This is a genomic window from Haloarchaeobius amylolyticus, assembly GCF_026616195.1.
GTDB lineage: Archaea > Halobacteriota > Halobacteria > Halobacteriales > Natrialbaceae > Haloarchaeobius > Haloarchaeobius amylolyticus.
In genome coordinates this window covers 397,863-424,162 of sequence record NZ_JANHDH010000002.1, presented here as the reverse complement: position 1 = coordinate 424,162, position 26,300 = coordinate 397,863, and the positions used below count along the sequence as shown (strand labels likewise).

The 26,300-nt window shown below is 67.7% G+C and carries 23 protein-coding genes; 8 read left to right on the top strand and 15 right to left on the bottom strand.

The features are described from left to right. Positions 1–32 precede the first annotated feature (32 nt). The 4 genes from NOV86_RS14495 to NOV86_RS14480 all read right to left on the bottom strand — a co-directional run bounded on the left by NOV86_RS14495 (position 33) and on the right by NOV86_RS14480 (position 3,006). Positions 33–779 carry a class I SAM-dependent methyltransferase gene (locus NOV86_RS14495; protein ID WP_303647796.1) on the bottom strand — a complete coding sequence of 249 codons (747 nt, stop codon included), beginning with the start codon at positions 777–779 and terminating at the stop codon, positions 33–35. A gap of 278 nt (positions 780–1,057) precedes the next feature. Beyond that, a complete protein-coding gene (locus tag NOV86_RS14490) occupies positions 1,058–1,888 on the bottom strand; it encodes a deoxyribonuclease IV (protein WP_267642295.1) in 831 nt (276 codons plus the stop codon). A gap of 74 nt (positions 1,889–1,962) precedes the next feature. Then, positions 1,963–2,157, bottom strand: coding sequence for a hypothetical protein (locus tag NOV86_RS14485; protein ID WP_267642294.1), 195 nt, complete (start codon positions 2,155–2,157; stop codon positions 1,963–1,965). Positions 2,158–2,199: 42 nt separating this feature from the next. Next, entirely contained in the window at positions 2,200–3,006 is an 807-nt protein-coding gene (locus NOV86_RS14480; RefSeq protein ID WP_267642293.1) for a lipoate--protein ligase family protein, read from the bottom strand. A gap of 83 nt (positions 3,007–3,089) precedes the next feature. On the opposite strand from NOV86_RS14480, the gene NOV86_RS14475 reads away from it, so the two are divergent. Further along, positions 3,090–3,518 (top strand): methylated-DNA--[protein]-cysteine S-methyltransferase, encoded by a 429-nt coding sequence (locus NOV86_RS14475; RefSeq protein ID WP_267642292.1) that lies wholly within the window; start codon positions 3,090–3,092, stop codon positions 3,516–3,518. Positions 3,519–3,533: 15 nt separating this feature from the next. On the opposite strand, the gene NOV86_RS14470 is transcribed toward NOV86_RS14475, so the two are convergent. The 8 genes from NOV86_RS14470 to NOV86_RS14435 are packed head-to-tail and all read right to left on the bottom strand — an operon-like array spanning position 3,534 to position 14,186. Beyond that, positions 3,534–5,528 (bottom strand): beta-galactosidase, encoded by a 1,995-nt coding sequence (locus NOV86_RS14470; protein ID WP_267642291.1) that lies wholly within the window; start codon positions 5,526–5,528, stop codon positions 3,534–3,536. After that, entirely contained in the window at positions 5,525–7,735 is a 2,211-nt protein-coding gene (locus tag NOV86_RS14465) for an alpha-galactosidase (RefSeq protein ID WP_267642289.1), read from the bottom strand. Before NOV86_RS14465 ends, NOV86_RS14470 begins: the two co-directional genes overlap by 4 nt. Further along, positions 7,732–8,553, bottom strand: coding sequence for an SDR family NAD(P)-dependent oxidoreductase (locus NOV86_RS14460; RefSeq protein ID WP_267642287.1), 822 nt, complete (start codon positions 8,551–8,553; stop codon positions 7,732–7,734). The genes NOV86_RS14465 and NOV86_RS14460 overlap by 4 nt, the downstream gene beginning before the upstream one ends. A 1-nt stretch (position 8,554) precedes the next feature. Continuing rightward, positions 8,555–9,703 carry a galactonate dehydratase gene (gene dgoD / locus NOV86_RS14455; RefSeq protein WP_267642285.1) on the bottom strand — a complete coding sequence of 383 codons (1,149 nt, stop codon included), beginning with the start codon at positions 9,701–9,703 and terminating at the stop codon, positions 8,555–8,557. Next, positions 9,704–10,837 (bottom strand): ABC transporter ATP-binding protein, encoded by a 1,134-nt coding sequence (locus tag NOV86_RS14450; RefSeq protein ID WP_267642284.1) that lies wholly within the window; start codon positions 10,835–10,837, stop codon positions 9,704–9,706. It abuts the gene before it with no gap. A gap of 2 nt (positions 10,838–10,839) precedes the next feature. Then, on the bottom strand, positions 10,840–11,787 hold the full coding sequence (locus NOV86_RS14445; RefSeq protein WP_267642283.1) for a carbohydrate ABC transporter permease: 948 nt from the start codon (positions 11,785–11,787) through the stop codon (positions 10,840–10,842). Then, complete coding sequence (locus tag NOV86_RS14440; protein ID WP_267642281.1) at positions 11,780–12,799, bottom strand: carbohydrate ABC transporter permease; 1,020 nt, start codon at positions 12,797–12,799, stop codon at positions 11,780–11,782. The genes NOV86_RS14445 and NOV86_RS14440 overlap by 8 nt, the downstream gene beginning before the upstream one ends. A 16-nt stretch (positions 12,800–12,815) precedes the next feature. Next, positions 12,816–14,186: an ABC transporter substrate-binding protein gene (locus tag NOV86_RS14435; protein ID WP_267642280.1), complete on the bottom strand. Its 1,371-nt coding sequence runs from the start codon at positions 14,184–14,186 to the stop codon at positions 12,816–12,818. Between the two features lie 331 nt (positions 14,187–14,517). Here NOV86_RS14435 and NOV86_RS14430 point away from each other — a divergent pair, with 331 nt between their 5' ends. The 6 genes from NOV86_RS14430 (at position 14,518) to NOV86_RS14405 (ending at position 22,681) form a co-directional block, all read left to right on the top strand. Beyond that, positions 14,518–15,264: an IclR family transcriptional regulator gene (locus NOV86_RS14430; RefSeq protein ID WP_267642278.1), complete on the top strand. Its 747-nt coding sequence runs from the start codon at positions 14,518–14,520 to the stop codon at positions 15,262–15,264. 434 nt (positions 15,265–15,698) lie between these two features. Beyond that, positions 15,699–16,607, top strand: a complete 909-nt coding sequence (locus tag NOV86_RS14425) for a serine/threonine-protein kinase RIO2 (protein WP_267642277.1) — start codon at positions 15,699–15,701, stop codon at positions 16,605–16,607. Between the two features lie 332 nt (positions 16,608–16,939). Further along, complete coding sequence (locus NOV86_RS14420) at positions 16,940–18,175, top strand: trans-sulfuration enzyme family protein (protein ID WP_267642276.1); 1,236 nt, start codon at positions 16,940–16,942, stop codon at positions 18,173–18,175. Between the two features lie 58 nt (positions 18,176–18,233). Then, a complete protein-coding gene (locus NOV86_RS14415; protein ID WP_267642275.1) occupies positions 18,234–19,493 on the top strand; it encodes an MFS transporter in 1,260 nt (419 codons plus the stop codon). Between the two features lie 49 nt (positions 19,494–19,542). After that, the gene (locus NOV86_RS14410) at positions 19,543–20,937 is read left to right on the top strand and encodes an aryl-sulfate sulfotransferase (RefSeq protein ID WP_267642274.1); all 1,395 of its coding nucleotides are present in this window, start codon (positions 19,543–19,545) and stop codon (positions 20,935–20,937) included. Positions 20,938–21,067: 130 nt separating this feature from the next. Beyond that, complete coding sequence (locus NOV86_RS14405) at positions 21,068–22,681, top strand: long-chain-fatty-acid--CoA ligase (RefSeq protein ID WP_267642273.1); 1,614 nt, start codon at positions 21,068–21,070, stop codon at positions 22,679–22,681. A gap of 37 nt (positions 22,682–22,718) precedes the next feature. On the opposite strand, the gene NOV86_RS14400 is transcribed toward NOV86_RS14405, so the two are convergent. Further along, positions 22,719–23,300, bottom strand: coding sequence for a DJ-1/PfpI family protein (locus NOV86_RS14400; RefSeq protein ID WP_267642272.1), 582 nt, complete (start codon positions 23,298–23,300; stop codon positions 22,719–22,721). 51 nt (positions 23,301–23,351) lie between these two features. Here NOV86_RS14400 and NOV86_RS14395 point away from each other — a divergent pair, with 51 nt between their 5' ends. Continuing rightward, complete coding sequence (locus NOV86_RS14395) at positions 23,352–24,389, top strand: deoxyhypusine synthase (protein WP_368408769.1); 1,038 nt, start codon at positions 23,352–23,354, stop codon at positions 24,387–24,389. 8 nt (positions 24,390–24,397) lie between these two features. Here the strand turns inward: NOV86_RS14395 and pdhA are convergent, their stop codons facing one another. Then, on the bottom strand, positions 24,398–25,501 hold the full coding sequence (pdhA, locus tag NOV86_RS14390; protein ID WP_267642271.1) for a pyruvate dehydrogenase (acetyl-transferring) E1 component subunit alpha: 1,104 nt from the start codon (positions 25,499–25,501) through the stop codon (positions 24,398–24,400). A 60-nt stretch (positions 25,502–25,561) separates the two neighbouring features. After that, positions 25,562–26,245 (bottom strand): MBL fold metallo-hydrolase, encoded by a 684-nt coding sequence (locus tag NOV86_RS14385; RefSeq protein ID WP_267642270.1) that lies wholly within the window; start codon positions 26,243–26,245, stop codon positions 25,562–25,564. Positions 26,246–26,300: the final 55 nt, after the last annotated feature.

Sequence of the window (26,300 nt, the reverse complement as noted above, 5' to 3'; positions counted from 1 at the left end):
CCCCTCGCACAGCCGCGAGACCGTCCAGGTGGTCAGGTCCGCCCGACGGTCACGAAGAACGGGACCGTCTCCGTCCGGCGGTACTCGCCCGCCTGCATCTGCTCGATGACGGCACGACCCATCTCCCGCCAGGCTGCCCGCAGGTCGTCGTACTCGCCGTCGGAGAGGCTCCGGCGGAGTTCGGCCTCGTCGCTCGCCAGGCTGGCCCCGCTGGCCTTCCGGGTCGCGGCGTCGAGGGCGGCCTGGTCGTACGGCGGCGAGACGGTCCGCGAGTGGTCGTACCGCCGGGTCTGCACGTCGGAGAGCCCCGCCGACGCGAACACGTCGCGGGCGTCCGCGCCGAGTGCCACGTCGGTGTCGACGCCGGTGAGGTAGGCCTCCCGCGCCCGCGCCGCCAGGTCGGATTCGGCGGCGACCGAGGACTCGACCGTCACGAGGCCGTTGTCGGGTTCGACGGCGGCGACCGCGTCGCGGGAGACGCGGGCGAACTCGCGGACGGCCGCGGCCGGGTCGGGGAGGTTGATGAGGAGCGCCTGACAGACCACGAGGTCGAAGCTATCGTCGGGGAACGGGAGCCGGGTCGCGTCGCCAGCCACGACGGGTGCGACCTCGCGGGCGTGGGCGAGCAGCCCCGGGTCGGCGTCGAGGCCGACGACCTCGCCGTCGGTCTCCTCGGCCAGCACCGCCGTCAGTTTGCCCGTCCCGCACCCGACGTCCAGCACGCGCTCACGGGTGTCGAGGTCGAGCGGGTCGAGGGCCGCCCGCGAGTCCGCCCACATCCCCTCGCGGGTGGCGTTGAGGTACTCGGCGTCGAATCTGCGCACGGGCGGGCTTGGAGAGGGTGCGCCAAAAGCGGGTCGGTGTCTCAGCGCGGCCGGTCAGCCGACGGGGACGAACGAGAGACCGACCGCGAGCATGGCGAGCAGGGAGGCGAGCAACAGCAGGGTAGTTCGGAACGAGACCATACACAGGGGTTCTGTAGCCACCACTAAAGCGGCTCTGTAGGCTGAAAGAACGATTTCAGTCGTCGTGTCGACGCGTCCGTTCGACGAGGAGTCTACGCGCGGAGTTCCTTCACGCGCTCGATGTTCCACGCGAAGCTCTTGCCGTCCTCCGTCGGCGTCTCGAGGACGAGCGGGACGTCCCGGATCATGTCGTGGTTGACGAACGCGCGCATGCCGTCCTCGCCGATGAGCCCCTCGCCGATGTGGGCGTGTTCGTCCTTGTTTGTCCCGCACTCGTGCTTGGAGTCGTTGAGGTGGACGCACTGGAGGTGCTCCGCGCCGACCACGTCGTCGAACTCCTGTAGCGTCTCCTCGACGGCCTGGGGCGAGGAGAGGTCGTAGCCGGCCGCGAACATGTGGGCCGTGTCCAGACAGACGTCGAGGTCCTGGGCCGACCGGTCGAGGATCTCCGCGAGGTGTGCGAAGTCACCGCCCAGTTTGGTCCCCGAGCCCGCGTCCGACTCGATGAGGACGGTCACGCCCTCGGGCACGTCGAGTTCGTCGAGCGCGCTCGCGGCGTTGTCGAGGCCGCCGTCGACGCCGGCGCCGGTGTGGGCGCCGAGGTGGACGTTGACGTACGGGATGTCGAGCGTGGCGGCCGCGTCGACCTCCTTCTGCATGGAGTCGACGGACTTCTCGCGGAGGTCCTCCTTGGGGGTACAGAGGTTCACGAGGTACGACGAGTGGATGACCCAGGGGCCGACGCCGTGCTCGTCGGAGAGCTGGCGGAACTCCTCGGCCTCGTCGTCGTCGATGTTCGGGTCCTGCCACACCTGCGGGGAGTGGGTGAATATCTGCCCGCAGTTGCCGCCGTCTTCGACCTGGTCCTCGACCGCGTTGTACACACCGCCCGCGATGGACTCGTGGGCACCGACTCGTAGCATACCAGACCGCAAGGAGGGCGGGAGGAAAGGCGTATCGGACCGCGACGGTCGACGACCACCGCCCCGGAGCCGCGCTACTCGGGTGCGCTCATCTCCGGCTCCTCGACCGCGTCTCCGAGGCCGTCCTCGCGAGCCTCGTCGAAGAACGCCTCGTCCTCGTCGGTGGCCGTCTCGTGGCTCACACTGTCCTCTTGCTCGTCCACGAGCTCCGTCTCGCCGGTGACCTTCTGGAACAGTGCTGCCGCGTCGGGGGAACCTGCTTTCGACATACCCATGGGTATCGATGCCACAGAGTTGAGGACAGTCCCTACTCAGGTAGGGTCCGCACGCTCGCGGTTCCACGTGTCGCTTCGGTACTTCGATTCCGCGAGGTCGGCGGCGGCCGCGAGTTCGTCCTCGGTCCAGGCGCCCTCGTCGGCGTCGGCCCAGTCCTGCAGGGTGTCTTCGAGGGCGCCGACCGCCGCCTCGCGGTCGATGCCGGACTGGGCGTGGATGCTCGTCACCCGGTCCTCGAAGGTGTCGCGGTCGGGCTCGCCCGCGAAGACGCCGCAGTGGTTCGCGGTCGCGAGGTCGAACGAGAGCGAGCCGTGCTGGATGACGGCGTCGCGCTGGCGGTACTGGGCGTTGCCCGATATCTTCTGCCCGCCCGCGAGCACGTCGTGGGCCGGGTGGATGTCCCGCAGGTAGCACGCCGGCTGGTGGATGCTCGGGTACTCGTCGTCGGCGAAGGCCGCGTCGACGCCCATGTTCGCGAAGGCGTCGAGGATGGGGTCACAGAGCAGTTCGTAGCACTCCATCAGGTCACCCGGCAGCTCCTCGGCTGGCGCGACGATGGAGTAGGAGATGTCGGCGTGGGAGTCGTGGTAGATGCCGCCACCGCCGGTCTGGCGCCGGGTCACGTCGATGCCCTCGCGCTCGCAGAAGTCCCAGTCGACGCTCTCGGGCGCCTGCCCGTATCCGAGCGAGAGACAGCTCGGCTCCCACCGGTACACCCGGATGGTGCGAACCCCGTCCTCGGTCGCCGACTTCGCCGCGACCTCGTCGAGCGCCATGTTGGTCGGGCCGTCCCGCGATTCCTCTCGGATGAGTCGCCAGTCCCGTGCCGCGACGTCTGCCATGCGCCGGGGTTCGAACCCGAGTGGCAAGGCGGTTGCGGGACGCGGACAGCAGAGTTAGGTCGCTGGCACGCCCACCCAATCGCATGCACCTCTCGGTCCTCGGCGGCTCGTTCACGGTGGACGAGACGCTGGTCGACGCACCGCCAGAGACCATCCGCGAGCAGGTCGCGGAGTACGGCCGCGGCGAGCGCGAAAGCGTCGACCTCACCGTCTCCTTCCCGGACTCGTTCACCGGCGAGGTGATGCGCGAGATGGCCGCGATTCCCCTCGGTGAGACGCGAACCTACGGTGAAATCGCCGCCACTCTCGACTCCAGCCCGGTCGCGGTCGGGCAGGCCTGCGGCCGGAACCCCGTCCCCGTCGTGGTCCCCTGCCACCGCGTCGTCGGCACGGACTGGCTCGGCGGCTTCTCCGGTGAGACCGAAGGTGACCGCGTCGACCTGAAGCGCCGCCTGCTCGAACACGAGGGCGCGATTCCGGGACGGCAGGCGACGCTGTCGAGCGATTTCTGAAAGAAGTAGATTCGATCAGCGCGTGTCGACCGCGAGGTCGCTGGCGGGCGCCTCGACGACGGCCACGTCGTAGCCGCCGACCTCCGCGCTGCCGACGACGAATTCGGCGTCTGCAGGCGCGTCGATTACGACCTCGTCGGGCCCGAAGTTCGTCACCCACGCGAAGCCGTCGCGCTCGGCGACCCGGACCGACTCGGGGAGGCGGTCGGTCCGCGGGACGCCGGCCGCGTCGAATACGTCGCTCACGAGCGCGTCCGCGAGGGCTTCCTCCGGCCAGGCGCCGCAGTAGGTGACCCGGCCGTCGCCGCGGTCGGTCGTCGTCACCGCGCTGTGCCCAGTGGCGGTCCCGGTCGTGAACTCGCCCCGGGATTCGGCATCCCGGGGAACCAGCCACTCGGCCCACGTCCGATACTCGAAGGACTCGCCCCGGTACCGGAGTTCGGTCGGCACCTGCTCCGGGAGGCTCTCGTGCTGGTCGACCGTCGCGCCCGCGAGGTCGGCCAGCGGGCCGGGTCCGGGCGCGTCGTGGAGCTTGTTGTACGGGTCCTTCAGGCCGGTCCGGGCGCCGAGCAGGAGGTGCCCGCCCGAGTCGACGTACTCCGAGAGGCGGCCTGCCAGTTCCTCGTCGACCAGATGGAGTGCCGGCGCGACGACGGCCTCGTACTCCGAGAGGTCGGTCTCCGGGTGGACCACGTCGGCCTGCACGCCGTGGCGCCGGACCGCGGCGTAGTAGGTCCTGAGGTGCGCCCAGTAGTCCCAGTCGGGGCTGTGCGGCTGTATCTCGGTCGCCCAGAGGTTCTCGTAGTCGTGGAGTACCGCGACCGGCGCGTCCACGGGGTCGAGGTCGAACAGCTCCTCGCTAGCCTGCGCGGCGTCGTGGTAGCCGCGGTCGGCCGAGCCGTCGGCCTTGCGAAGCCCGGCGTGGTACTGCTCCTGTCCCTCCCGGCAGCGCCGCCACCGGAAGTAACAGACCGCATCCGCGCCGTGGGCGACCGCGTGATGTGCCCACAGGCGCATCGCGCCCTCGCCCGGCTGCGGGGCGTGGGGCGGCCAGTTCACGTCGCCGGGTTGCTGTTCGAGTACCCAGAACGGTTTCTGTTTGGCGCCCCGGTAGATGTCGTGGTTCATGCTCACCTCGTCGGGGTCGCCGGCCCGGAGTTCCGGGACGGTTGCCTCGCCGGGGCGGCGGTCCTGGACGAACCCGGTGGGGTACGAATCCCAGCCGAGGAAGTCCAGGTCGGGCGCCAGCGAGTAGGCGTCGAGGCTGGCGAAGTCGCCCATGAAGTTGTGCGTGACGAACCAGTCGTCGTTGGCCTCGCGGATGAGGTCTGCGTGGATCCGGTTGTACTCCACCACGCTGTCGTTGGCGAACCGGTAGTAGTCCAGCAGGCGCGAGGGGTGACGTTCCGCTGGAGAAGGCCGCGGCGGGTCCACCGCCGCGAAGGAGTCGTACTGCTGGCTCCAGAAGGTGTTGCCCCACGAGTCGTTCAGGTCCGCGATGTCGTCGTACTTCTCACGGAGCCAGTCCCGGAACGACTCGGCGCAGTCGTCGCAGTAACACCGCACCGTCTCGTGACAGCCGAACTCGTTGTCGGTCTGCCAGCCCGCAACGTGGGGGTTGTCGGCGTAGCGGTCCACGAATCTCCGGACGATGCGCCGCGTCTCCTCGCGGTAGGTCCCGGAGTTGAAGCAGGTGAACCGCCGGCTGCCCCACTCGCGGGGAGTCCCGTCCTCGTCGGCCTGCAGTATCTCGGGATGTTCGTCGACCAGCCACTTCGGCGGGGTCGCGGTCGGGGTGCAGAGCACGGCCTGCATGCCGTGCTCGCCGACCAGCTCGACCGCCTCGTCCAGCCACTCGAAGTCGAACTCGCCGCGCTCGGGCTCGACCCGGCCCCACGAGAACTCCGCCATGCGGACGTACTCGAGGCCGGCGTCGGCCATCTGTGCGATATCGCGCTCCCAGTTCTCACTGGGCCAGTGTTCGGGGAAGTAACAGACACCGATGCTCATGTGTTGGTAGTCCTAAATCGCAGTGCGTTCTCGCCGGGCGTGAGGGTGACCCGCGCCACGTCGGCAGTGCTGTCCTCGTCTCCATCGTCGCCGGGTGCACAGCCGTCGAGCCGCCAGTCGTCGGGGACGGCGACCACGACGGACTGTGGCTGCTCGGCCGCCAGTTCGACCGTCAGGGTGCCCGTGTCGTCCCACCCGGTCGCCTCGACCTGCGAGGCGAGTCCGGCGAGGTGGGCGGTCCCGAGCAGGTGTGGCCGGTCGCGGGGCGGCGCGAGATGCACCAGCAGGCAGCCGTGGGCCGGGGCCTCGCGCTCGACAGCCCCGGCGTGAACTTCCTCGCGGAAGGCGTCCCACGCGGGCCCACCCTCGCAGCCGTACACTTCGGGGTCGACCCGGAGCGTCCGCGGTTCGTCGTCCCAGTTGAAGACGGCCACGGCGCGGCCGCCGTCGGCGTCGCGCTCGGTGACGATGCGGGTCGGAATCTCGGCCTCACCGACGACCTGGACGCGCCCGTCCTCGACCGGCGGCAGTGACCGCTCGACCAGTTCGCGGCCGACGTCCTCGATCTCCGCGACGCGGTCGCTCACGAAGTTCGAGCCGCCGAGCAGGCCGACGATTGCGGCGAAGCTCCGACGCTCCGCCAGCGAGAGGTCGGTCGTCTCGCGGACGAGCTGGCAGTCCGGGTCGTTCACCCACCAGCGCCGGTGGGTCCACTGCCGGTTCAGGACGTTGCGAATCGCGTTCTCGTGGGCCGGTTCGCTCGCGGGCGTGTTCGCCCAGTGCGGGGCGGTGTCCGGGCCGACCCGCATCGCGTCGACCAGCCCGACGCTCGGGCCCTGTGGCGCGCCACAGCCGAGGATGAACGTGTCGTCGCCGACCGCCTCGCGGATGGTGGCCATGCCCTGCCGATACGCCTCGGCGCGGGTCACCCCGTCGTCGTGGCGGTCGCCTGCCAGGGCTGCCGCGTAGAGGAAGTCCAGTTTCAGGTACTCGAACCCCCAGTCCGACACGATGGTCGTGAAGGTCTCGCGGAGCCACTCCTGTACCCCGGGATGGGTCGTGTCGAGGCCGTACATCGGCCCGTGGCGGGCCCCGGCGTCGACCGGCTCGCTATCTTCGGTGATCAACCACTCCGGGTGCTCCTGGACGAGGGCCGAATCCGCCTGCACGTAGAAGGGTGCGAGCCACAGTCCGGGCTCGTAGCCCGCTGCATCCACGTCCTCGACGAGGCCGGCCATGTCCTCGAACCCCTCTGCCAGTGTTCGCCAGTCGCCGAAGGCGGTCTGGTAGCCGTCGTCGAGTTGCACGAGGTCGAGGGGGACGCCCCAGTCGGCGAGGGCGTCGACGTTCTCGTGGAGGTCCTCGGTCGTGACCGCGGTGAAGTAGTGGTACCACGAGCACCAGCCGGTGGGCACCCGGTCGGGGACCCGGGCATCCATCCGGTCGGCGGTCGCCTCGGCGATGGATTCGACGGCGGCTGACACCGAGTTCGTGGCGTCGATTCGGAGGGGCGGCAGGTCGATTCTGGTGCCGACACCCTCGTCGCCCCGGACCACGGTCCCATCGCCGGGACAGACCGCGTCGACCTGGTGGACGCCCTCGCCGTCGCGGGCCACGTCGAACCGGGTGACGAACCGCGAGTGGTCGAGGAACCCGAGCGTGCAGTCTGGCGACCCCTCGTCGCCGACCAGTGCGGTGAGGTAGTTCGAGGTGTCCGCCGGCGCGCCCGGGTCGAGCATCATCGGGACGTTGTCGGCGGGTTCCTCGGGGAACGACTCGCCGACAGGGAGCGTTCCAGTCGGCGTCCACGACTGGTAGCCGTGGCGGTAGACCGCGGCCCCGGCACCGAACCCCGGCGCGTCCGCGTCGGCCAGCACCCGGAGGTCGCCGAGTTCGGCGGTGCTCTCGGGGAGCAGTCGGACCGAGACGCACACGTCGACGTGGTCCCGGCCAGAAACGAGGTCGACCCTCGTCTGCCAGTCGTCGTCGTGGGCGATGCGGACGCCATCCTCGGCGTCCGGTACCGGGTCGACCGAGGCTGGCGAACCCGCCAGTGGGGCGGTGTCGTCGCCGAGTGCCAGCGACATCGTGCCGGAGAGGAGCGTCGTCGCACCCGCCTCGCCGGCGTGCTCGACCGTGAGCCGGCGGACCGCCGGGTCGTAGGTGACCGTCGTCTCCCCGCCGGTCACGTCCACGCCCGGGCTCATTCGGGCCCTCGCTCGCGGCGCGCGCCGTAGTCCGGCAGCATGTCGTCCTGCATCACCTGCGAGCGCCCGCCGTCGACCAGCACCGACTCGCCGGTCATGAACGCGGCGTCGTCGCTGGCGAGGAAGGCGACCACGCCGGCGACGTCCTCCGGTTTCCCCACCCGCCCGACCGGGTGGATGGCGTCGAGGTGCTCGCGGTACTCGGGGTCCATCTCGCCGGTGGTCCGGTCGATGGCGACCCAGCCGGGGTTCACCGTGTTCACCCGGACGTGGGGGCCGAAGTCGAGCGCCATGGCGCGGGTCATCCCGTTGATGCCCGCCTTCACGGCGTTGTAGGGGAACATCGCAGGCATCGTCAGGAACGCGTGGTTCGAGGAGACGTTGACGATGGCGCCCTCGTCCATGTACTCGCGGGCGTGCTTGGCACAGAGCCAGTACGACCGGAAGTCCGTCTCCAGGACGAACGCCCAGTCGTCCATCGTGGCCTCGTCGGCCGCGGTGTTGGTCTCGACGCCCGCGTTGTTCACGAGCACGTCGAGGCCGTCGTACGCCTCGGCGGTGGCCTCCACGAGGGTCGCGATGTCGTCGGGGTCGCGCATGTCGGCCTCGACGAAGACGGCCTCGCCGCCCTCGTCTCGAATCTCGGCGACGGTCGCCTCGCCGGCCTCGACGGTTCTGCCGGTGACGACCACGTTCGCGCCCTCGCGGGCGAAGCGCTTCGCGATGCCCTCGCCGATGCCGCGGGTCGACCCCGTGACGAGGACCGTCTGGTTCGCGAACCGGCCGCCGCCGTCGGGCAGAGTCACGTCGAACGGCATGTTACCACTCCGCCACGCTACCGTCCTCGTGGCGCCAGACCGGGTTGTGCCAGTCCACGTCGCCCGACTTGGCGCGGACGTGCTGTTCGTCTATCTCGATACCCAGACCGGGGCCGCCGGGCAGGTCGACGTAGCCCTCGTTGTACTCGAAGACCGACGGGTCCGCGAGGTAGTCGAGCACGTCGCTGCCCTCGTTGTAGTGGATGTCGAGGCTCTGCTCCTGGATGAGCGTGTTCGGCGAGCAGGCGTCGACCTGGATGCAGGAGGCGAGCGCGATGGGGCCCAGCGGGCAGTGCGGGGCCATCGCCACGTCGTACGCCTCGGCCATGTCGGCGATCTTCTTGACTTCGGTGATGCCGCCGGCGTGGCTCACGTCGGGCTGGATGACGTCGACCGCGCCCGACTCGAACACCTCCTTGAAGTCCCACCGGGAGAACATGCGCTCTCCGGTCGCGATGGGCGTCGTGGTGTGACAGGCGATCTCGGGCAGGGCGTCGTTGTGCTCGGGCAGGACCGGCTCCTCGATGAAGAACGGGTCGTGCGGTTCGAGCGCCTTGGCGAGGCGCTTGGCCATCGACTTCGAGACGCGGCCGTGGAAGTCGACGCCGATGTCGACCTCGGGGCCGACGGCCTCGCGCACGGCGGCGATTCGAGCCACCGCGTCGTCGACCGCGGCCGGGTTGTCCACCCGGCGCATCTCGGCGGTCGCGTTCATCTTCAGCGCCGTGAAGCCCTCCGAGACCTTCTCGGCGGCGGCCTCTGCGACGCCCTCGGGCCGGTCGCCGCCGACCCACTGGTAGACGCGGACGCGGTTGCGGGCCGCACCGCCCATGAGTTCGTACACGGGTGCCCCGAACTGCTTGCCCTTGATGTCCCAGAGCGCCTGGTCGATGCCGGCGATGGCCGACATGAGGACCGGGCCACCGCGGTAGAAGCCGCCGCGGTACATCGTCTGCCAGTGGTCCTCGATGGGGTTGGGGTCCTTCCCGAGCAGGTACGTGTCGAGCAGTTCCTCGACCGCGGCCCGGACGGTGTGGGCCCGCCCCTCGACGACGGGTTCGCCCCAGCCGACGGTCCCGTCGCTGGTCTCCAGGCGCAGGAAGAGCCAGCGCGGCGGGACCTCGTACAGCTCGTAGTCGACGATGCGCATCTACCGACCACCCTCCGTGGCGAACTGTTCGACCGCCACGTCCGTCTCGTCGGTCTTCGTCTTCAGCGCCTCGCCGGTGCGTGAATCGAACAGGTACAGCGACTCCTCGTCGAACTCGAGTGTCACCGTCTGGCCCGGGCTGGGCCGGAGGGCGCTCGCGATACGTGCCGTCATCTCGATGTCTGCCAGTTGCATGTACAGGAAGTTCTCGTTACCCATCGGCTCGACGACCGACACCTCGGCGTCGTTGCCGGGGCCGTCGGTGAGCCGGAGGTCCTCGGGCCGGATACCGACCCGGACCTCGTCGTGACCCTCGACCCACGAGGTGTCCGCGAGTTCGTAGGTGAACCCGCCGGGGCCGCGCAGGGTCGACCCGTCCACCTCGCAGGTGAGCAGGTTGATGCTCGGCGAGCCGATGAAGTTCGCGACGAACTCGTTCGTCGGGTGGCGGTACACCTCCTCGGCGCTGCCGACCTGCTGGAGCACGCCGTCGTTCATGATGGCGATGCGGTCGCCCATCGCCATCGCCTCGGTCTGGTCGTGGGTGACGTACACCGTCGTCACGTCCAGGTCGTGTTGCAACTCCTGAAGTTCGGTGCGCATCTCCGCACGGAGCTTCGCGTCGAGGTTCGACAGCGGCTCGTCCATCAGGAACACCTCGGGCTCGCGGATGATGGCGCGGCCGAGGGCGACGCGCTGTTGCTGGCCGCCGGAGAGTTCCTTCGGCTTCTTGTGCAACAGGTCGGAGATGCCGAGCATCTCCGCGACCTTGTCGACCTTCTGTCGAATCTCCGCCGAGGAGAGCTCCGTCGAGAGCTTCAGGCCGAAGCCGATGTTCTGGCGGACGTTCATGTGGGGGTAGAGCGCGTAGTTCTGGAACACCATCGCGACGTCGCGGTCGCGGGCGCGCTTCTCGCTCACCTCGCGGTCGTCGAAGAATATCTCGCCGCTGGTCACGTCCTCCAGGCCGGCGATGGTGCGCAGCGTCGTCGTCTTGCCACAGCCCGAGGGGCCGACCAGCACGAGGAACTCGCCGTCCTCGATGGTGAGGTTCACGTCCTCGACCGCGACGATGGTGCCCTCTTCGTCGTTCTCGAACTCTTTGCGTACCGTATCGATGTCTATCGTTGCCATGGTTACTCTTTCACCGAACCGGCCAGGATGCCGCTCACGAAGTACTTCTGCAGGAACAGGAACAGCAGGAAGATGGGGACGATGGAGAGTCCTGCCGCGACCATGATCTGGTCGTAGTACACGCGCTGTGCGCCGACGAGGTCGCTGATGGCCACCGGGATGGTGTACTTCTCCTGGCCCAGGATGACCAGCGGGAACAGGAACAGGTTCCACTGGAACAGGAACAGGATGATGGCCAGTGCCGCCAGCGAGGACTTCATCGTCGGGAGTGCGATGCGGTAGAACAGCTGGAACTCGGTCGCGCCGTCCATGCGCGCGGACTCCAGCAGTGCATCGGGAATCGACCGCATGTTCTGGCGCATCAGGAAGATGCCGAGGGGGTTCGCCGCCCACGGCAGGATGATGGCCCAGTAGGTGTTGGTCATGCCGATGCGGGACATCAGCAGGAACAGCGGGATGACCAGCAACTGGATGGGCAGGATGAGCGTCGCCAGGATGGTGTAGAAGATCGGCTCCTTGTACTTGAACTCGTACTTCGCGAAGGCGAACCCACCCATCGAGCAGATGAGCAGCGACAGCAGCGTGTACACCACGCCGATGAAGACGCTGTTCCCGATGGCCCCGAGGAAGCCGGCCTGGAAGCCCTCGAAGCCGGGGATGAGCGTGACCCGGACCGGCGTCCCGCCGACGTTGAACGCCAGGACGAACTCCTTGAGTTTCAGGAAGTAAATCTCGCTGGTGCGCTCTTGCAGCGCCGCGAAGTTGCTCATGAACTCGCTCCCGGGCAGCAGGCTCGGCGCGCTACCGGCCGCGAGGAACGCCTCCTCCTTCAGGGTCGAGGCGACCACGATCCAGTACAGCGGGACGATGGTCACGACGACCGCCACGAGCAGGAACAGGTACGTGACGACCTTCCAGGCGAACTCGCGCTGGGCTGCTCGCTCACTCATCGTCATCACCGCCGATCTTGATCTGGGCGATCGAGAGGACGCTCACCACGGCGATGAGGACCCAGGTGAGCGCACTCGCGTACCCGAGCTGGAAGCGTTTGAATGCCATCTGGTAGATGTACTGGACGATGGTACGGGTGGCCTCCGCCGACGCCCCGGCCTGGCTCACGATGAGCGGCTCGGAGAACAACTTGAACGTGCCGATGGTCGAGGTGACGACCACGAACAACAGCACGGGCTTGAGCTGTGGCAGGGTCACGTACCGGAACTTCTGGATGCGGTTCGCGCCGTCGATCTCGGCGGCCTCGTACAGCTGTCGCGGGACGTTCTGCAGGCCCGCGAGCAGGATGATCATGTTGTAGCCGGTCCAGCGCCAGGTGACCGCCCCGACGATGGTCATGCGGGACCAGAAGTCGCTCTGGAACCACGGGATGGGGTCGATACCGACCGCCCCGAGCATGAAGTTCACCAGCCCCGTCTCCTGCATCAGCAGGACGAACACGGTCGCGTACGCGACGAGGTTCGCCGACACCGGCAGCGCCAGCAGCGTGCGGAACAGGCCGCGCGCCCGGACGAAGGCGGCGTCGAGCGCCACCGCGAGTGCGAGCGCGATGACGATCATCAGCGGGACCTGGACCACCAGGATGAACACGGTGTTGTACATCGCCTGGTGGAACTGGCCGTCGGAGAGGAGCCGGGCGTAGTTGTCCAGTCCGACGAACCGCAGGTCCGCGATGGCGGTCAGGGTGAACTGGTAGAACCCGAAGTCGAACGTGAGCAACGCGTCCCCGCCGACGCTCTGGAACTCGAAGAACGAGAGGTAGAGCGTGTACAGGATGGGGAACGCGAGGAACACGCCGAACAGCACGAAGAAGGGCAGCAGGAAGAAGTAGGGCACGCCGGGCAGCTCCGGCAGCGTCCGCGTCAGCTGCTGGCGGCGCTTCCGGAACGCGTCCACGACGGTCTCCCGTCGCGATGCCTGCCGCTCGTCGACTTGTGTTTCGAATGACATGAAGGGTGGTGGGGTGTCAGGCCAGGTCGCGACCCGTGCGGTTGGCGACCTGCTTCGCGGCCTTCTCGACTGCCTTCGTCGGGCTCACCTTGCCGGCGATCATGTCGCTGAAGTGGCTGTTGATGGCCTTGGTGACCTCGGGCGTGTCGACGGAGTAGCGGTACGACGGGATGTTCGGCGCGACCTCGGCGAACATGCGCCCGGCGCGCTGGCCGCCGAGGAACTCGTTCTTCGTGTCGAACTCGTCCGACTCGTAGGCCGGCTTGTACGCCGGGAAGATGCCGAAGTTCTTGTACATCTTGATCTGCATCTCCTTCGAGGCGAGCGTGTACTGCATGTAGTCCCACGCGCGCCGGGCCTTCGCGTCACTGACCTGGTTCGCGATGACGAGGTTCGAACCGCCCCAGTTGGTCGCGCGCCCGCCGCCCTTCTCGTACGCCGGCGGCTTCATGACGCGCCACTTGCCCGAGGTGCTCGGGAGTTCGGCCTTGAGCGTCCCCTCCATCCACGCGCCGCCATTGAGCGAGGCGATGGTGCCGTCCTTGAACGCGGAGAACCACGCGCTCGACCACGAGGCCTTGCTGTCGGCGATACCGGCGTCGTGGATGGCCTTGAGGTTCTGGGCCACGCGAACGCTGGTGTCGTTGTTGAAGGCGACCTTCCCGTCCTTGGTGAACGGCTGCCCGCCGAGCTGGCGGTACTGCATCCGCCAGAGGCCGTCGTAGTCGTTCGACGGGAGGTTGATCATGAACTGGCCGTCGGGGAGCTTCTTGCCCTCCTCGATGAACTGGTCCCAGGTCTCGACCGTCGAGAGGTCGATGTCGTGCTCGGCGAGCACGTCCTGCCGGTAGAACGTCCCGACCGGCCCGATGTCCCACGGCATCGCGTAGACGCCGCCGTCCTTCGTGAGCGGGCCCCACTTGCCGGAGACGAACTTGCTCTTGACGTCGTCGTCGAGCCACCCGGAGACGTCACGCAGCCCGCCCGTGTCGATCCAGGCGGCGGCGTCGACGCTCTCCATCATCGCCGCGGCGGGCGCACCCGAGCCCGCGAGTAGCTTCGACTTGAACTTGTCCTTCATGTCCGAACGACCGATCTGCTTGATGGCGACGTCGCCACCGTTGGCTTCCTCGTAGGGGTCGTCCGTGAGGTCGAGCGACTTGGCTGCGACGTCCCAGCCCCACGCTTCGATGCTGTCCGCCATGGCGGCGCCGCCACCTCCACCGCTGGTGGTGTCGTTCCCGCCACCGCCGCCGCCACCCCCACCGCCGTCGGTGGTGGTGTCGCCGCCGCCCGTGCTGACGCAGCCCGCGAGTGCGAAGAGGCTGGCTGCGCCGGTTCCTTTCAAGACCGTCCGCCTGTCGATGGTGCGTTCCTGACCACTCATGCTGACCACTGTCATACAGCATGAAAAATAGAAACTTAATACTTTTGGTAAAATGTCGAGAGCTAAACTAACACCACGACGTACTGCGTTTTTGGCCCAATATATCGCGATTGAATGCACCGATTGGACAGATTCATTATCATTTCGGCAGTTCACCATCGGTGAACGGACGAGGCAGAGACGGGCGCTGCTAATCAGCCAGTAACAGTCGTTTCACCGGGTCCATACGGCTATATTGGCCACACCGAAGAACGGCTTCAACATCATTTATCACGGGGTTTCGTTCACCGACCGCGAACGGTTTTATATACATGGGGTGTCTGGTGCGACCATGAGCGAGCATCCGGTGGGTGCGACCGGGACGACGTTCCGGGTCGTCGAGGCACTCACGGCCGTCGAACAGGCAGGCGTCACGGAACTCGCGGACCGACTGGACATGTCGAAGGGGGGCGTCCACAACCACCTCCGGACCCTGGAGCAACTCGGCTACGTCGTCCGGGAGGACGGCGAGTACCGCCTCGGCCTGCGCTTCCTGGACCTCGGTTCGCGCATCCGTGCCCGCGACCGACTGTACCAGGTCGCCCGCCCGCACGTCGAACGCCTGGCCGAATCCAGTGGCGAGACGGCCAGCCTCGTCGTCGAGGAGCAGGGCGAAGCCGTCTACGTGTTCAGTTCGGGGTCGGACGTGGACGACCCGATCCGTGACGGGGGCCGAGCGCCCCTGCACGCCTGCGCCGGCGGGAAGGCCATCCTGGCGAACAGACCCGCCCCCGAACGTGACGACCTCCTGGGTGACGACCTCACGCCGCGGACCGAGCGCACCACCACGGATAGGGACGAACTCGCCAGCCAGCTCCGGACCGCCCGGGACCAGCGACTGGCGTTCGACCGGGGGGAACTCCGCCCGGACCGCCGGGCCGTCGCCGCGCCGATACTCACCGACGCGGACGTGGCAGTCGGGGCGGTGAGCGTCTCGGGGCCGACAGACCGGATGAGCGGGAAGCGACTCGACGAGGACATGCCCGGACTCGTCATCAGCTGTGCCAACAGCGTGACGGTCGAGTTCGTCTCCGGGTGAGGAGGCCGTTCACCATTCGTGAATATTGCTGTATTAGCCTTCCATCGTCCTTCTCCCCCCAGAATAAATTATCATTAATCTAAATCCTCGTTCGGCGCTCGATGCAGTGGTTCACTGTGAGTGAACCAGCCGAGTGACAGAGCCTCGCACAGAACGTCTTCTTCTTCAATCACTACTGGAGGCGAATTCTAGCCGCATCTGCCCACAGCAGGTCGACACCCCTGCGATCACCGCGTGCGAGCCGTGATTCCCGCGCCCGAGACCCTCGCGGGTGAGTCCCCACGAGCGCGCCGAGCTCCCAGTACCACTCTCGCGGGGGTCGGAGCAGTGGCCGTCCCCTCACAGACGATATTTCGTATCGCAGTATACGGTTCATCGTATATATCGAGGGCGACGCGCGGGGCTTTTACCGCCCGCCCGGCTACAGCACCGATATGGTACAGAACGTCGCCCCCCTGATGCCCGACCTCGAGGCCGAGGACTTCTATCTGCTCTCGGGCGTCGAGCAGGGGATGCGATTCTCCGAGTGGGTCCAGCGCGAGAAGATCCCCAAGTTCTCCCGGCTCACCATCGAGAACGTCGACTACCGGCTGGACCGCTGTCTCGACCGGGGGCTGCTGGAGCGCAAGACCATCCAGTACGAGGGGTACAAGCTCACCTTCGAGGGGTACGACGCGCTCGCGTTGCACACCTTCGCCGAGCGCGACACCATCCAGGGCTTCGGCTCCTCGCTGGGCGTCGGCAAGGAGTCCGACGTCTTCGAGGTACAGTCGTACAAACCGCTGGCACTGAAGTACCACCGCGAGGGGTTCACCAACTTCCGCGAGGTGATGAAAGAGCGTGACTACACCAGCGACCGGGACCACGTCTCCTGGCTCTACACCGCGCGCAAGGCGGCCGAGCGCGAGTACGAACGACTGGAGAGCCTGTTCCCCGACGTGTCGGTCCCGCGGCCCATCGACCAGAACCGCCACGCCATCGTGATGGAGAAGATGGAGGGGGTCGAGCTCTCGCGCGCGAAACTGGAATCCGAACAGGTCGTGGGCGTGCTAGACCTCGTGGTCCGCGAGATGGCGACGGCCTACCGAGAGGGGTACGTCCACGCGGACATGAGCGAGTACAACGTCTTCGTCTCCGAATCCGGGGTGACGGTGTTCGACTGGCCGCAGGCGGTCCCGACCGACCACGACAACGCCGCGGAGTTCCTCGAACGCGACCTGCGGAACATCGTCGGGTACTTCCGCCGGAAGTATCCCCAGGAGGTGCCCGACGTCGACGTACCGTCGGTGGCAGACGCGATCGCGGCCGGCGAGTTCGACTCGGTCCGCGAACACGCCGACTGAACCTCTTCTTGCCGTTTCACGCCCACAGCCCGACGAGCCACCCGGCCGCGTCGTAGCTGTCATAAACCACTGGCCGCGATATCAAATCCGAATCTTCCGGGGAGACAGTGCCTTCGCGGCGGGCGACGCCGAAGCGAGCGTCGTGACACGAGCGCTGGGCTCGAACCCAGCGAGTTCGTGGTCGTGAGCAGCCAGGATGTCAGGTACTGAACCAGTCTTGAGGCGGCAGAAACGTCACCGGATGGACCAGATACGCCCTGATAATAAAGAAAAACGAAGAAATTACTAACATATGAGAAGTTATTAGGCAATACTGACCGTCACCGTCAACCATGAACGACGGGGAGCACCCGAGTCGCTTCGAAACGCTCGCAGTCAGCCACGGTGAGGAGCCCACGCCCGGCGAACCCCAGGTCGGCGACGTGGTCTCGCCCATCCACCTCGCGTCGACGTTCGCGCTCCCGGGCCTCGACACGGAGATGAGCCTGGAGGACATCGACCCCGACGAGGGCGAGTTCGTGTACTCGCGCCTCTCGAACCCCACCCGCCACGCCCTCGAGAAGCGCCTGGCCGCGCTGGAGGGCGGGAAGCACGCCTTCGCCTTCTCCTCGGGGACGGCCGCCATCGCCTCGGTCGTCCTCTCGGTCGTCCGACCCGGCGACCACATCGTCGCGTTCGACGACCTCTACGCCGGCACCCGCCGGATGTTCGAGACGCTGTTCGCGTCGCGCCTGGACGTGGACGTCTCGTTCGTCGACGCGAGCCAGACCGAGAACGTGGCCGACGCCGTCACCGACGACACCAGCATGGTCTGGATGGAGACGCCGACGAACCCGCGCATGAAGATGTGCGACATCGCGGCCATCGCCGAGGTGGCCGACGACGCGGGGGCGGTCTTCGGCGTCGACAACACCTTCATGAGCCCGTACTTCCAGAACCCGCTGGACCTCGGCGCCGACGTGGTCGCCCACAGCACCACGAAGTACCTCAACGGCCACTCCGACTCCGTCGGTGGGGCGGTCGTCATGAACGACGACGAGCTGGCCGACGAACTCACCTTCATCCAGCAAATCGGCCTCGGCGACATGCTCTCGCCGTTCGACAGCTACCTCCTCATGCGCGGCATCAAGACGCTCCCCCTGCGCATGCGTCAGCACGAGGCGAACGCGACGGTCATCGCGGAGTACCTCGAAGAGCACGACCTCGTCGAGACCGTCTTCTACCCCGGGCTGGAGAGCCACCCACAACACGACCTCGCCAGCGAGCAGATGCACGGGTACGGCGGCGTCCTGAGCTTCGAACTCGCGGGCGAACTCGAAGACGCGAAGGCGTTCCTCGAGGCACTGGAGGAGTTCACGCTCGCCGTCTCGCTCGGGGGCGTCGAGTCCCTCATCGAACTCCCGGCGGGGATGACCCACGAGCCGGTCCCGAAGGAGGAACGCGAGGCCCTGGGTATCACGGACACCCTCGTCCGCGTCTCGGTCGGCATCGAGCACATCGACGACCTCATCGACGATCTCGACCGTGGCTTCGACGTGCTCGCGGAGCGACTGGCCGTGACGGCCTGAGCCGGTCGCGTCGCCGGAACCGGAATCGACTTGTGTCGAACCACCGGACCCTCCGGCAGTGACAGACGACTCGCGATTCTACGCGCTCTACCTCACCCGCTTTGCGACCGGGTTCGGGTTCGTCACCCTGGCGACGTTGCTCCCCTTCTACATCAACATCTTCGACCCTTCCGGCCTCGTGGTCGGCCTGTTCATCTCGGGTTTCACCATCGCCCAGACCGTCGCGGTCGTCCCGCTGGCGTGGGCCGGCGACCGCTACGACAAGCGCGACGTGTTGCTGTTCAGTCTGGCGGTGAGCGTCCTCGCGTACGCCGGGTTCGCCGCCATCTCGGTGTTCGACGGCGCGAGCCTGGAGTTCATCCTCGTCCGTGGGCTCCAGGGCATCGCCGTCACCGGCTCCGGCCTGATGTCGCTCTCGATGGTCGGCGAACTCGCGGCCCACGACGAGCGCGCGAACTACATCGGGAAGGCCAACGCCTGGCGCTTCGCCGCGGCCATCCTCGGCGGGCTCTCGGCGGGCTACCTCTACGAACAGGTCGGGTTCACGCCCATCTACATGCTCATCGTGGCGCTGGTGTCGGTGGCGACCCTCGGCGTCTGGCTCATGCTCGCGCCGGACGACACCCGCATCGAGGGCTTTCCGTTCTCGGACCTCGCACTCAACGACCGCATCCTCACCCTGACGAGCTTCCGGGCGCAGTACGCGGTCGCGGTCACCCTCGTCCGGACGTGGGTCCCCATCTACGCCGGGGTCGCCGCGGCCGAGGGTGGCCTGGGCTACACCGAGGCCGGGCTCGCGGTCGCGGTCGTCCTGACCTCGGAGAAGTTGACGAACATGCTGTTGCAGCCCTACACCGGCATCCTCTCGGACCGGTTCGGCCGGTCGCTGTTCGTCCTGTTCGGCGGCACGATGTACGCGGCCGTCGCGGTGCTCGTCCCGTTCTCGCCCGCGGTCGGGGCGGCGCTCGGCCTCCCGGCGACCTATCCCGTCCTGGGTGAGCTCTCGGCGGCCTTCCCGGTCCTCGTCGGCCTGAACATGCTCCTCGGGGTCGCGGACTCCTTCCGCGAGCCCGCGAGCATGGCGCTGTTCGCCGACGAGGGGACCGACGGGGCCGGCGTCGCGTCCAGTTTCGGCGTCCGCGAACTGGTCTGGCGCCCGGGGAGCGTCGGCGCCCCGATGCTCGGCGGGTTCCTCATGACCCAGGTCGGCATGCAGTGGGTGTTCTACGTCGGCGGCGCGTCGGCGCTCACGGGCGTCCTCGCGTTCTTCGGGTCGCTCTGGTACACGCAGGGGGCCGGCGCCATCACGGAGTGGTGACCGCGCCGCCTTCGTAAGATACTCTTTCGGCCTCCCCCGAGTCGGGGCCGTGCGACAGCTCCCCGCCCTCGATTCCTGGGTCGTCCGGGCCGCCGTCTTCGTCCTCGTGCTCGCGCTCTTCGCGCCGGCCGTGGGTAGCGCGGCCACCTACGACCCCGCAGACCAGCCATCACTCCAGCGCGGGACCGTGACGAGTCCCGCCAGCGACACGACCGTCGTGAGCGTGCAGGGCTTCACGTTCCGCGGTTCGACGAACAACAAGAAGCCCGCCCGCCTCGTCGCCGCCGGTGAGCGCGGTATCACCGAGTGGGTCCACAACAGCAGTAAGGGCAAGAACGCGTGGTTCTTCGACACCGACCCGCTCCCGAACGGGAACATGCTCGTGGTCTCCCCGCGCTCGGGGAAGACCGTCATCTACGAGTTGAACCCCGACACCGGCGAGCGCGTCTGGGAGCGGACCTTCCCCTTCGAGGACACCCACGACGCGGACATGCTGAGCGAGGACGAACTCGTCATCTCGCACATGCGCGCGTGGGACGCCGACAACGAGACCAGCGAGGACGAGATCGTCGTCTACAACCTGACCACCGACGAGGTGACCTGGCGCTGGAAGTACAGGGACCACTTCCCGGCGGACACCGACGGGGGGATGAACACCGACTGGTCCCACAGCAACGACGTCGACGCCATCGGCGACGACCGGCTCCTGCTCTCGCCGCGGAACTTCGACCAGGCGGTCATCGTGGACATGGAGACGAAGAACATCACGAACCGCCTCGGCAGCGACGGGGACCACTCGGTCCTGAACGAGCAGCACAACCCGGACTACATGGTCAGCGACAACGGCACGCCGACGCTGCTGGTCGCGGACTCCGGGAACAACCGCATCGTCGAGTACGCCTACGAGAACGGCGAGTGGGTCCGCACCTGGACGGTCGGCCAGAACACGCTGAACTGGCCGCGCGACGCCGACCGCCTCCCGAACGGGAACACCCTCGTCACCGACACGCTCAACCACCGCGTGCTGGAAATCACACCGACCGGCGAGGTCGTCTGGGAGTACTACGCGACGTGGGGGCCCTACGACGCCGAGCGCCTCGGGACGGGCGACGAGTCCGTACAGGAGGGGCCGACCATCCGCGACATGGGCGCGAGTGGGACCTACGACATCACCGGGAGCGCGAACCTCACCGCCGGCGGCGGCGACAGCGTCCCGTTCCGCGCCTCGGTGCAGGCGACCTTCGCGGGCACCCCGCTCTCGGGCTACGCGACCGAGTTCGCGACGATGTGGGGCCACTACGCGCCGTGGATCAGCCCGGTCTGGATGACCGGGTGGGACATGTTCTACGCCATCCTCGGTGGCCTCATGCTCGTGGGGTGGTTCGGCACCGAGGCGACGGTCCTCTCGTATCGGGCCGTCGACCGGTATCGGTCGTCCATCTGAGAGTCACCCTCTCGCCGGCGGGGTGGCACAGGTCGCCCCTGTCTCGGTCTCGTGACACCAATGCGTTCGTTATCCGGCGAGATTTGTAATGAACAATCAATCATAGTGGGGGGCCGTCGTCGGTTCTCGTATGCGAAAACCACTACTGGTCACGGACTTCCTCGACCGCGCACGGCGACTGTACGGCGAGAAGGAGGCCGTCGTCGCGACCGACGGCGAGCGCTTCACCTACGGCGAACTGGGCGAGCGCGTCGACGCGCTCTCGGCCGCCCTGGAAGCCCGGGGCGTCGAGCAGGGCGACCGCGTCGCCGTCCTCGACCCGAACACGCACTACCAGCTCGAGACCGCCTACGCGACGATGCAGCTCGGCGGCGTTCACACCCCGCTGAACTACCGGCTCACACCGGACGACTTCGCGTACATCCTCGAGGACGCCGGCGTCAAAGCCGTCGTCGCCGACTACGAGTACGCCGAGAAGGTCGAGGCGGTGCGGGACGAGGTGCCGACCGAGATATTCATCTGCAACGACGCGGACGCTGTGGACGGAGATTGGGAGGACTTCGAGGCCGTCCTCGACGAGTCCGACGGCGAGTACGACCGCCCCGAGATGGACGAGGACGACGTGGTCACCATCAACTACACCTCCGGGACCACCGGTGACCCGAAGGGCGTGATGCGGACCCACCGCAACGAGACCCTGCACGCCTACCTCATCACCATCCACCAGGACATCGCGGACGACGACATCTACCTCTGGACGCTCCCGATGTTCCACGTCAACGGCTGGGGTCACATCTACGCCATCACCGGCATGGGCGCGACACACGTCTGCGCCCGCGGGGTCGACCCCGCGTACGTCTTCGACGCCATCCAGACCGAGGACGTCTCGTACTTCTGTGGCGCCCCGACCGTGCTCAACATCCTCTCGAACTACTACGAGGAACACGAGCCCGTCGTCACCGGCGAGAACGACGTGCGCGTCGCCACCGCCGGTGCGGCCCCGCCGGAGGCCACCCTCCGACTCGTCGAGGACGAGTTCGGCTGGTACCTCAAGCACGTCTACGGCGCGACCGAGACCGGCCCCCTCATCACGACCTCGGACTTCCGGCGGTTCTTCGACGACGAGGACGACGCCCGGTTCGCGGTCAAGAAGCGCCAGGGGCTGGGCTTCCTCGGCACCGAGATCCGCGTCGTCGACGAGGACGGCGAGGAGGTGCCCCGCGACGACGCGACCGTCGGCGAGGTCGTCGTCCGCGGGAACCAGGTCATGGAGGGCTACTGGAACAAGCCCGAGGCCACGGAGGAGGCGTTCTCCGAGCGACTGGAGGGCTTCTACCACATGGGCGACCTCGCGACCGTCGACGAGGACGGGATGATCGCCATCCGCGACCGCAAGAAGGACATCATCATCTCCGGCGGCGAGAACATCTCCAGCATCGAACTGGAGGACACGCTGTTCGACCACCCTGCCGTCGCCGCGGTCGCCGTCATCCCCTCGCCCAGCGAGCAGTGGGGCGAGACGCCGAAGGCGTTCATCGTGCCCGAGAACGGCGACCCCGAGAACCCCGGCGTCGACCCCGAGGAGCTCACCGCGTTCACCCGCGAACACCTCGCGAGCTACAAGGTCGTCCGCCGGTTCAAATTCGTCGAGGAGCTCCCGACCACGGCGACCGGGAAGATCCAGAAGTACGAACTCCGCCAGCAGGAGTGGGACGACGAGGAGGACATGGTCGGGCAGGGGTGACCTGCCGGCCGACTCGCTCCAGCCGGCGTCCCGTCGCCTACACCCGTGGCTGGTACTCCATCTCGTCGGCGACCGCCTCGCCGATACCCGCCTCACAGCGGGTCCTGACCAGGTAGAACGCGAGGTCCAGCCCCGCGGTCACGCCGCCCGCGGTCAGCACGTCGCCCTCGTCGACGATGCGGTCGTCCCGGACGTTCGCGAACACCGCGAGGTCCTCCTTCGCGCTGTGGTGGGTCGTCGCCGGGCGGTTGTTGAGCAGGCCCGCCGCGGCGAGCAACATCGCGCCGGTGCAGACGCTGGCGACGGTCGTCTCGTCGTGGATAGATTCGAGCAGGTCGGGGATCTTCCCGGCCTCGAACTCGCGGCGCGCGCCCGGTTCGTCCGCCCCCGAGTTCCAGCCGCCGCCGGGGACCAGCACGAGGTCGGCGTCGTAGTCATCGAACTCCCCGTCCGGCGCGACCGTGAGGCCGTGACTGGCGGTGACCGTCGACACCGGGTCGACCGTCCGCAGGGAGGCTTCCATCTCCCCGCCGAGGTCGCCGGCCGTCTGGAACACCTCGTAGGGCCCGATCGCGTCGAGTTCGTCGAAGCCATCGTACAGCAAGATAGCGACTCGCATACCCCACCTTGGAGTGTAAGCCTCTTATCGGTCCGGTTCGAGTATCCGGACATGAGCGACGACGACACCAAGGACAACGTCATCCCGGGCTCCGAGGAGGAGCTCGCCACACCCGACGTGCGCGGGTACGACTTCGAGGGCGAGTTCGACCTCACGGAACTGCTCGCGTCCTACGAGACGACCGGCTTCCAGGCGACCCACCTCGCCGAGGCCATCGACATCGTGAAACGGATGCGCGACGAGGGCGCGACGATCTACCTCACCTACACCTCGAACATCGTCTCCTCGGGCCTGCGCGAGACGCTCGCGTACCTCTGCCGCGAGGACCTCGTCGACGTGATGATAACCACCTCCGGCTCCATCACCGAGGACGTCATCAAGACCGAGAAGCCGTTCAAGATGGGCGAGTGGGACGTCGACGAGGCCGCCATGCGCGAGCGCGGCATCAACCGCCTCGGCAACATCTTCGTCCCCTCGGACCGCTACGTCTGGCTGGAGGAGTACCTCAACGACTTCTTCCCTGACTTCTTCGCCGAGGAGAAGGTCCGCACGCCCGTCGAGTTCTCCCGCGAACTCGGCGAGACCATCGACGACGAGGACTCCATCCTCGCCAACGCCGCCGACAACGACATCCCCATCTTCTGCCCGGCGCTGACCGACGCCGAGGTCGGCAACTTCCTCTACTACTACAAGCAGGGCTACGACTCCGAGGTCGGCATCGAGATACTGCAGGACTACGACGACCTCATCGAGGAGGGCCTGCTCGCCGACAAGACCGGCCTCATCGTGCTGGGCGGCGGCATCCCGAAGCACCACGCCATCATGACGAACCTGTTCCGCGGCGGCGCCGACTACGCGGTGTACGTCTCGACCGGCGTCGAGGGCGACGGGTCGCTCTCGGGCGCGCCGCCGGACGAGGCCGTCTCGTGGGGCAAGATCAAGGAGGACGTGACCAACCACGTCGAGGTCAAGTCCGAGGCGACCCTCACCGTGCCGCTGCTCGTCGCGGAAGCGTTCAAGAAGTACGAGCCGCAGGTCGGCGAGGACGCCGACGAGGAAGAAGCCGAAGCCGTCGCGGACGACGACTGAGTCCTCTCTTACTCCTCTAGCAGCGCGTCGTCACCGAACTCCTCGCGGAGCGCCTCGAGGTACGCCTGCTGTTCTGCGAGCTTCTTCGGCTGGTTCGCGTACACGTGCTCGAAGATGTGCCGCGGGTCGGTCGTCGCGGACTCCGCCTCTTCGACGGCCTCGTTCAGCCGGTCCTCGATGTCCTGCTCGATGGCGTCGACCGCCTCCTGGTCGAGCCGGCCGGTCTCGACCATGAACCGCTCGAACCGCGGGACGGGGTCGAGCTGGCGCCACTCCTCGGTTCGCTCCTCGTCGCGGTAGACGCCGGGGTCGTCGGAGGTCGAGTGCGCGCCGAGGCGGTACTGGAACGCCTCGATGAGCGTCGGCGCTGGCTCGTCTCCGGGGTTCTTCGCCTTCTCGATGGCGTTCCGGGTGACCTCGTAGACGGCGATGGGGTCCATCCCGTCGACGCGGACGCCCTCGAAGCCGTAGGCGACGGCCTTCTGGGCGATGGTGGTGCTCGCGGTCTGGTTCTCCCGCGGGACCGAGATGGCCCACTGGTTGTTGTTGCAGAAGAAGACCACGGGGGCGTCGAAGACGCCGGCGAAGTTCATCCCCTCGTGGAAGTCCCCTTCGGAGGTCGCACCGTCCCCGAAGTGGACCAGCGCGGCCCGGTCGTCGCCCTTGAGCTTCGCGCCCCACGCCAGCCCGGTCGCGAGGGGGATCTGCGTCGCGATGGGGTTCGTGACGGTGAAGACGTTCTTCTCGCGCAGGGCCGCGTTGCCGGCCTCCGACCCCATCCAGTACTCCAGGTTCTTCGACATCGAGACGCCCCGGGCGAGCATCGCGCCGTTCTCCCGGTAGCTCGGGAACAGCCAGTCCTCGTCCGCGAGCGCGTGGACGCTCGCGACCTGTGCGCCCTCCTGACCGTAGATGGGCGGGTAGGTGCCCATCCGACCCTGTCGCTGGAGGGCGACCGCCTTCCGGTCGAACCGACGAGCCAACTTCAGGTCCTCGTACAGCGCCAGCAGCGTGTCGTCGGACAGCGAGACCGATTCGCCATCGACGACCGACCCATCGCGGTCGATGACCCGGTGGAGGTCGTCTTCGGTGTCCGAGAGGAGTTGAGACATGGAACTACGTCAACCGAGGGCCGATTCCGCGATAAAGATGACGACAGATTCCGGCGCGGGTCAGAGCCGGGCCGCGAGCCGGCGCACCTGCTCGTCGCCCTGGTCCCGGAGCGGCTCACCGTGGCCCATGCAGGCGACCTCGAAGGCGGGCGTGCGCTCCGCGAAGGACGCGATGCTCTCGCCCGCCTGCTCCCGGTCGGCGTCGACGAACCGGGGCACCCGTTCGAGGGTGCCGTCCTCGGTCCCGCGAGCGAGGTCACCGAGCAGGCCGACCCCGAGGTCCGGACTGACGAAACAGGTGTGCCCCGGCGTGTGTCCGGGCGTCGCGAACGCGGCGAAGCTCCCGGTCTGCTCGCCGTCAGGGACCGCCTCGACGGGGAGGTCCGGGAGCGTGACGAGGCGGCTGACGAGGTGCTTCGTCAGGAACCCCTTCGTGCCGGGCGCGTCCGGCCGGCGGTCGCCGCGGAGCACGCTGGCGGTGTGCTCGCCCGCGACGAGGTACGCGTCGAGGTCTGGGGCCAGTTTCCCGAGTGCACCCACGTGGTCGAGGTCGTAGTGCGTGACGACGACGCGGTCGACGTCCCGGAGGTCGTGGCCCGTGTCGAGCACGCCGGCCCGGATGCGCCCGGCGTCCCAGGGCGTCCCGGCGTCGACGAGCACGAGGTCGTCGCCGTCTTCGAGGAGGTAGACGTTGACGCCCCGGCAGGCGAACTGCCAGACGCCGTCGGCGAGTCGCGTGGTCATGTCGGCGGTTACGGGTGTCGGGTACAAAGTCGTAGAGGCCGCGGCAGGCCCCCGG

What these genes read in the sequence shown, in the direction of transcription:
- NOV86_RS14425 (WP_267642277.1), top strand. Translation starts at nt 15,699, where the DNA reads ATGGTACAGAACGTCGCCCCCCTGATGCCCGACCTCGAGGCCGAGGAC.
- NOV86_RS14440 (WP_267642281.1), bottom strand. Translation starts at nt 12,799, where the DNA reads ATGTCATTCGAAACACAAGTCGACGAGCGGCAGGCATCGCGACGGGAG.
- NOV86_RS14465 (WP_267642289.1), bottom strand. Translation starts at nt 7,735, where the DNA reads ATGAGCCCGGGCGTGGACGTGACCGGCGGGGAGACGACGGTCACCTAC.
- NOV86_RS14470 (WP_267642291.1), bottom strand. Translation starts at nt 5,528, where the DNA reads ATGAGCATCGGTGTCTGTTACTTCCCCGAACACTGGCCCAGTGAGAAC.
- NOV86_RS14490 (WP_267642295.1), bottom strand. Translation starts at nt 1,888, where the DNA reads ATGCTACGAGTCGGTGCCCACGAGTCCATCGCGGGCGGTGTGTACAAC.
- NOV86_RS14445 (WP_267642283.1), bottom strand. Translation starts at nt 11,787, where the DNA reads ATGAGTGAGCGAGCAGCCCAGCGCGAGTTCGCCTGGAAGGTCGTCACG.
- NOV86_RS14405 (WP_267642273.1), top strand. Translation starts at nt 21,068, where the DNA reads ATGCGAAAACCACTACTGGTCACGGACTTCCTCGACCGCGCACGGCGA.
- NOV86_RS14430 (WP_267642278.1), top strand. Translation starts at nt 14,518, where the DNA reads ATGAGCGAGCATCCGGTGGGTGCGACCGGGACGACGTTCCGGGTCGTC.
- NOV86_RS14395 (WP_368408769.1), top strand. Translation starts at nt 23,352, where the DNA reads ATGAGCGACGACGACACCAAGGACAACGTCATCCCGGGCTCCGAGGAG.
- NOV86_RS14475 (WP_267642292.1), top strand. Translation starts at nt 3,090, where the DNA reads ATGCACCTCTCGGTCCTCGGCGGCTCGTTCACGGTGGACGAGACGCTG.
- NOV86_RS14480 (WP_267642293.1), bottom strand. Translation starts at nt 3,006, where the DNA reads ATGGCAGACGTCGCGGCACGGGACTGGCGACTCATCCGAGAGGAATCG.
- NOV86_RS14460 (WP_267642287.1), bottom strand. Translation starts at nt 8,553, where the DNA reads ATGCCGTTCGACGTGACTCTGCCCGACGGCGGCGGCCGGTTCGCGAAC.
- pdhA (WP_267642271.1), bottom strand. Translation starts at nt 25,501, where the DNA reads ATGTCTCAACTCCTCTCGGACACCGAAGACGACCTCCACCGGGTCATC.
- NOV86_RS14435 (WP_267642280.1), bottom strand. Translation starts at nt 14,186, where the DNA reads ATGAGTGGTCAGGAACGCACCATCGACAGGCGGACGGTCTTGAAAGGA.
- NOV86_RS14495 (WP_303647796.1), bottom strand. Translation starts at nt 779, where the DNA reads ATGTGGGCGGACTCGCGGGCGGCCCTCGACCCGCTCGACCTCGACACC.
- NOV86_RS14450 (WP_267642284.1), bottom strand. Translation starts at nt 10,837, where the DNA reads ATGGCAACGATAGACATCGATACGGTACGCAAAGAGTTCGAGAACGAC.
- dgoD (WP_267642285.1), bottom strand. Translation starts at nt 9,703, where the DNA reads ATGCGCATCGTCGACTACGAGCTGTACGAGGTCCCGCCGCGCTGGCTC.
- NOV86_RS14385 (WP_267642270.1), bottom strand. Translation starts at nt 26,245, where the DNA reads ATGACCACGCGACTCGCCGACGGCGTCTGGCAGTTCGCCTGCCGGGGC.
- NOV86_RS14400 (WP_267642272.1), bottom strand. Translation starts at nt 23,300, where the DNA reads ATGCGAGTCGCTATCTTGCTGTACGATGGCTTCGACGAACTCGACGCG.
- NOV86_RS14420 (WP_267642276.1), top strand. Translation starts at nt 16,940, where the DNA reads ATGAACGACGGGGAGCACCCGAGTCGCTTCGAAACGCTCGCAGTCAGC.
- NOV86_RS14485 (WP_267642294.1), bottom strand. Translation starts at nt 2,157, where the DNA reads ATGTCGAAAGCAGGTTCCCCCGACGCGGCAGCACTGTTCCAGAAGGTC.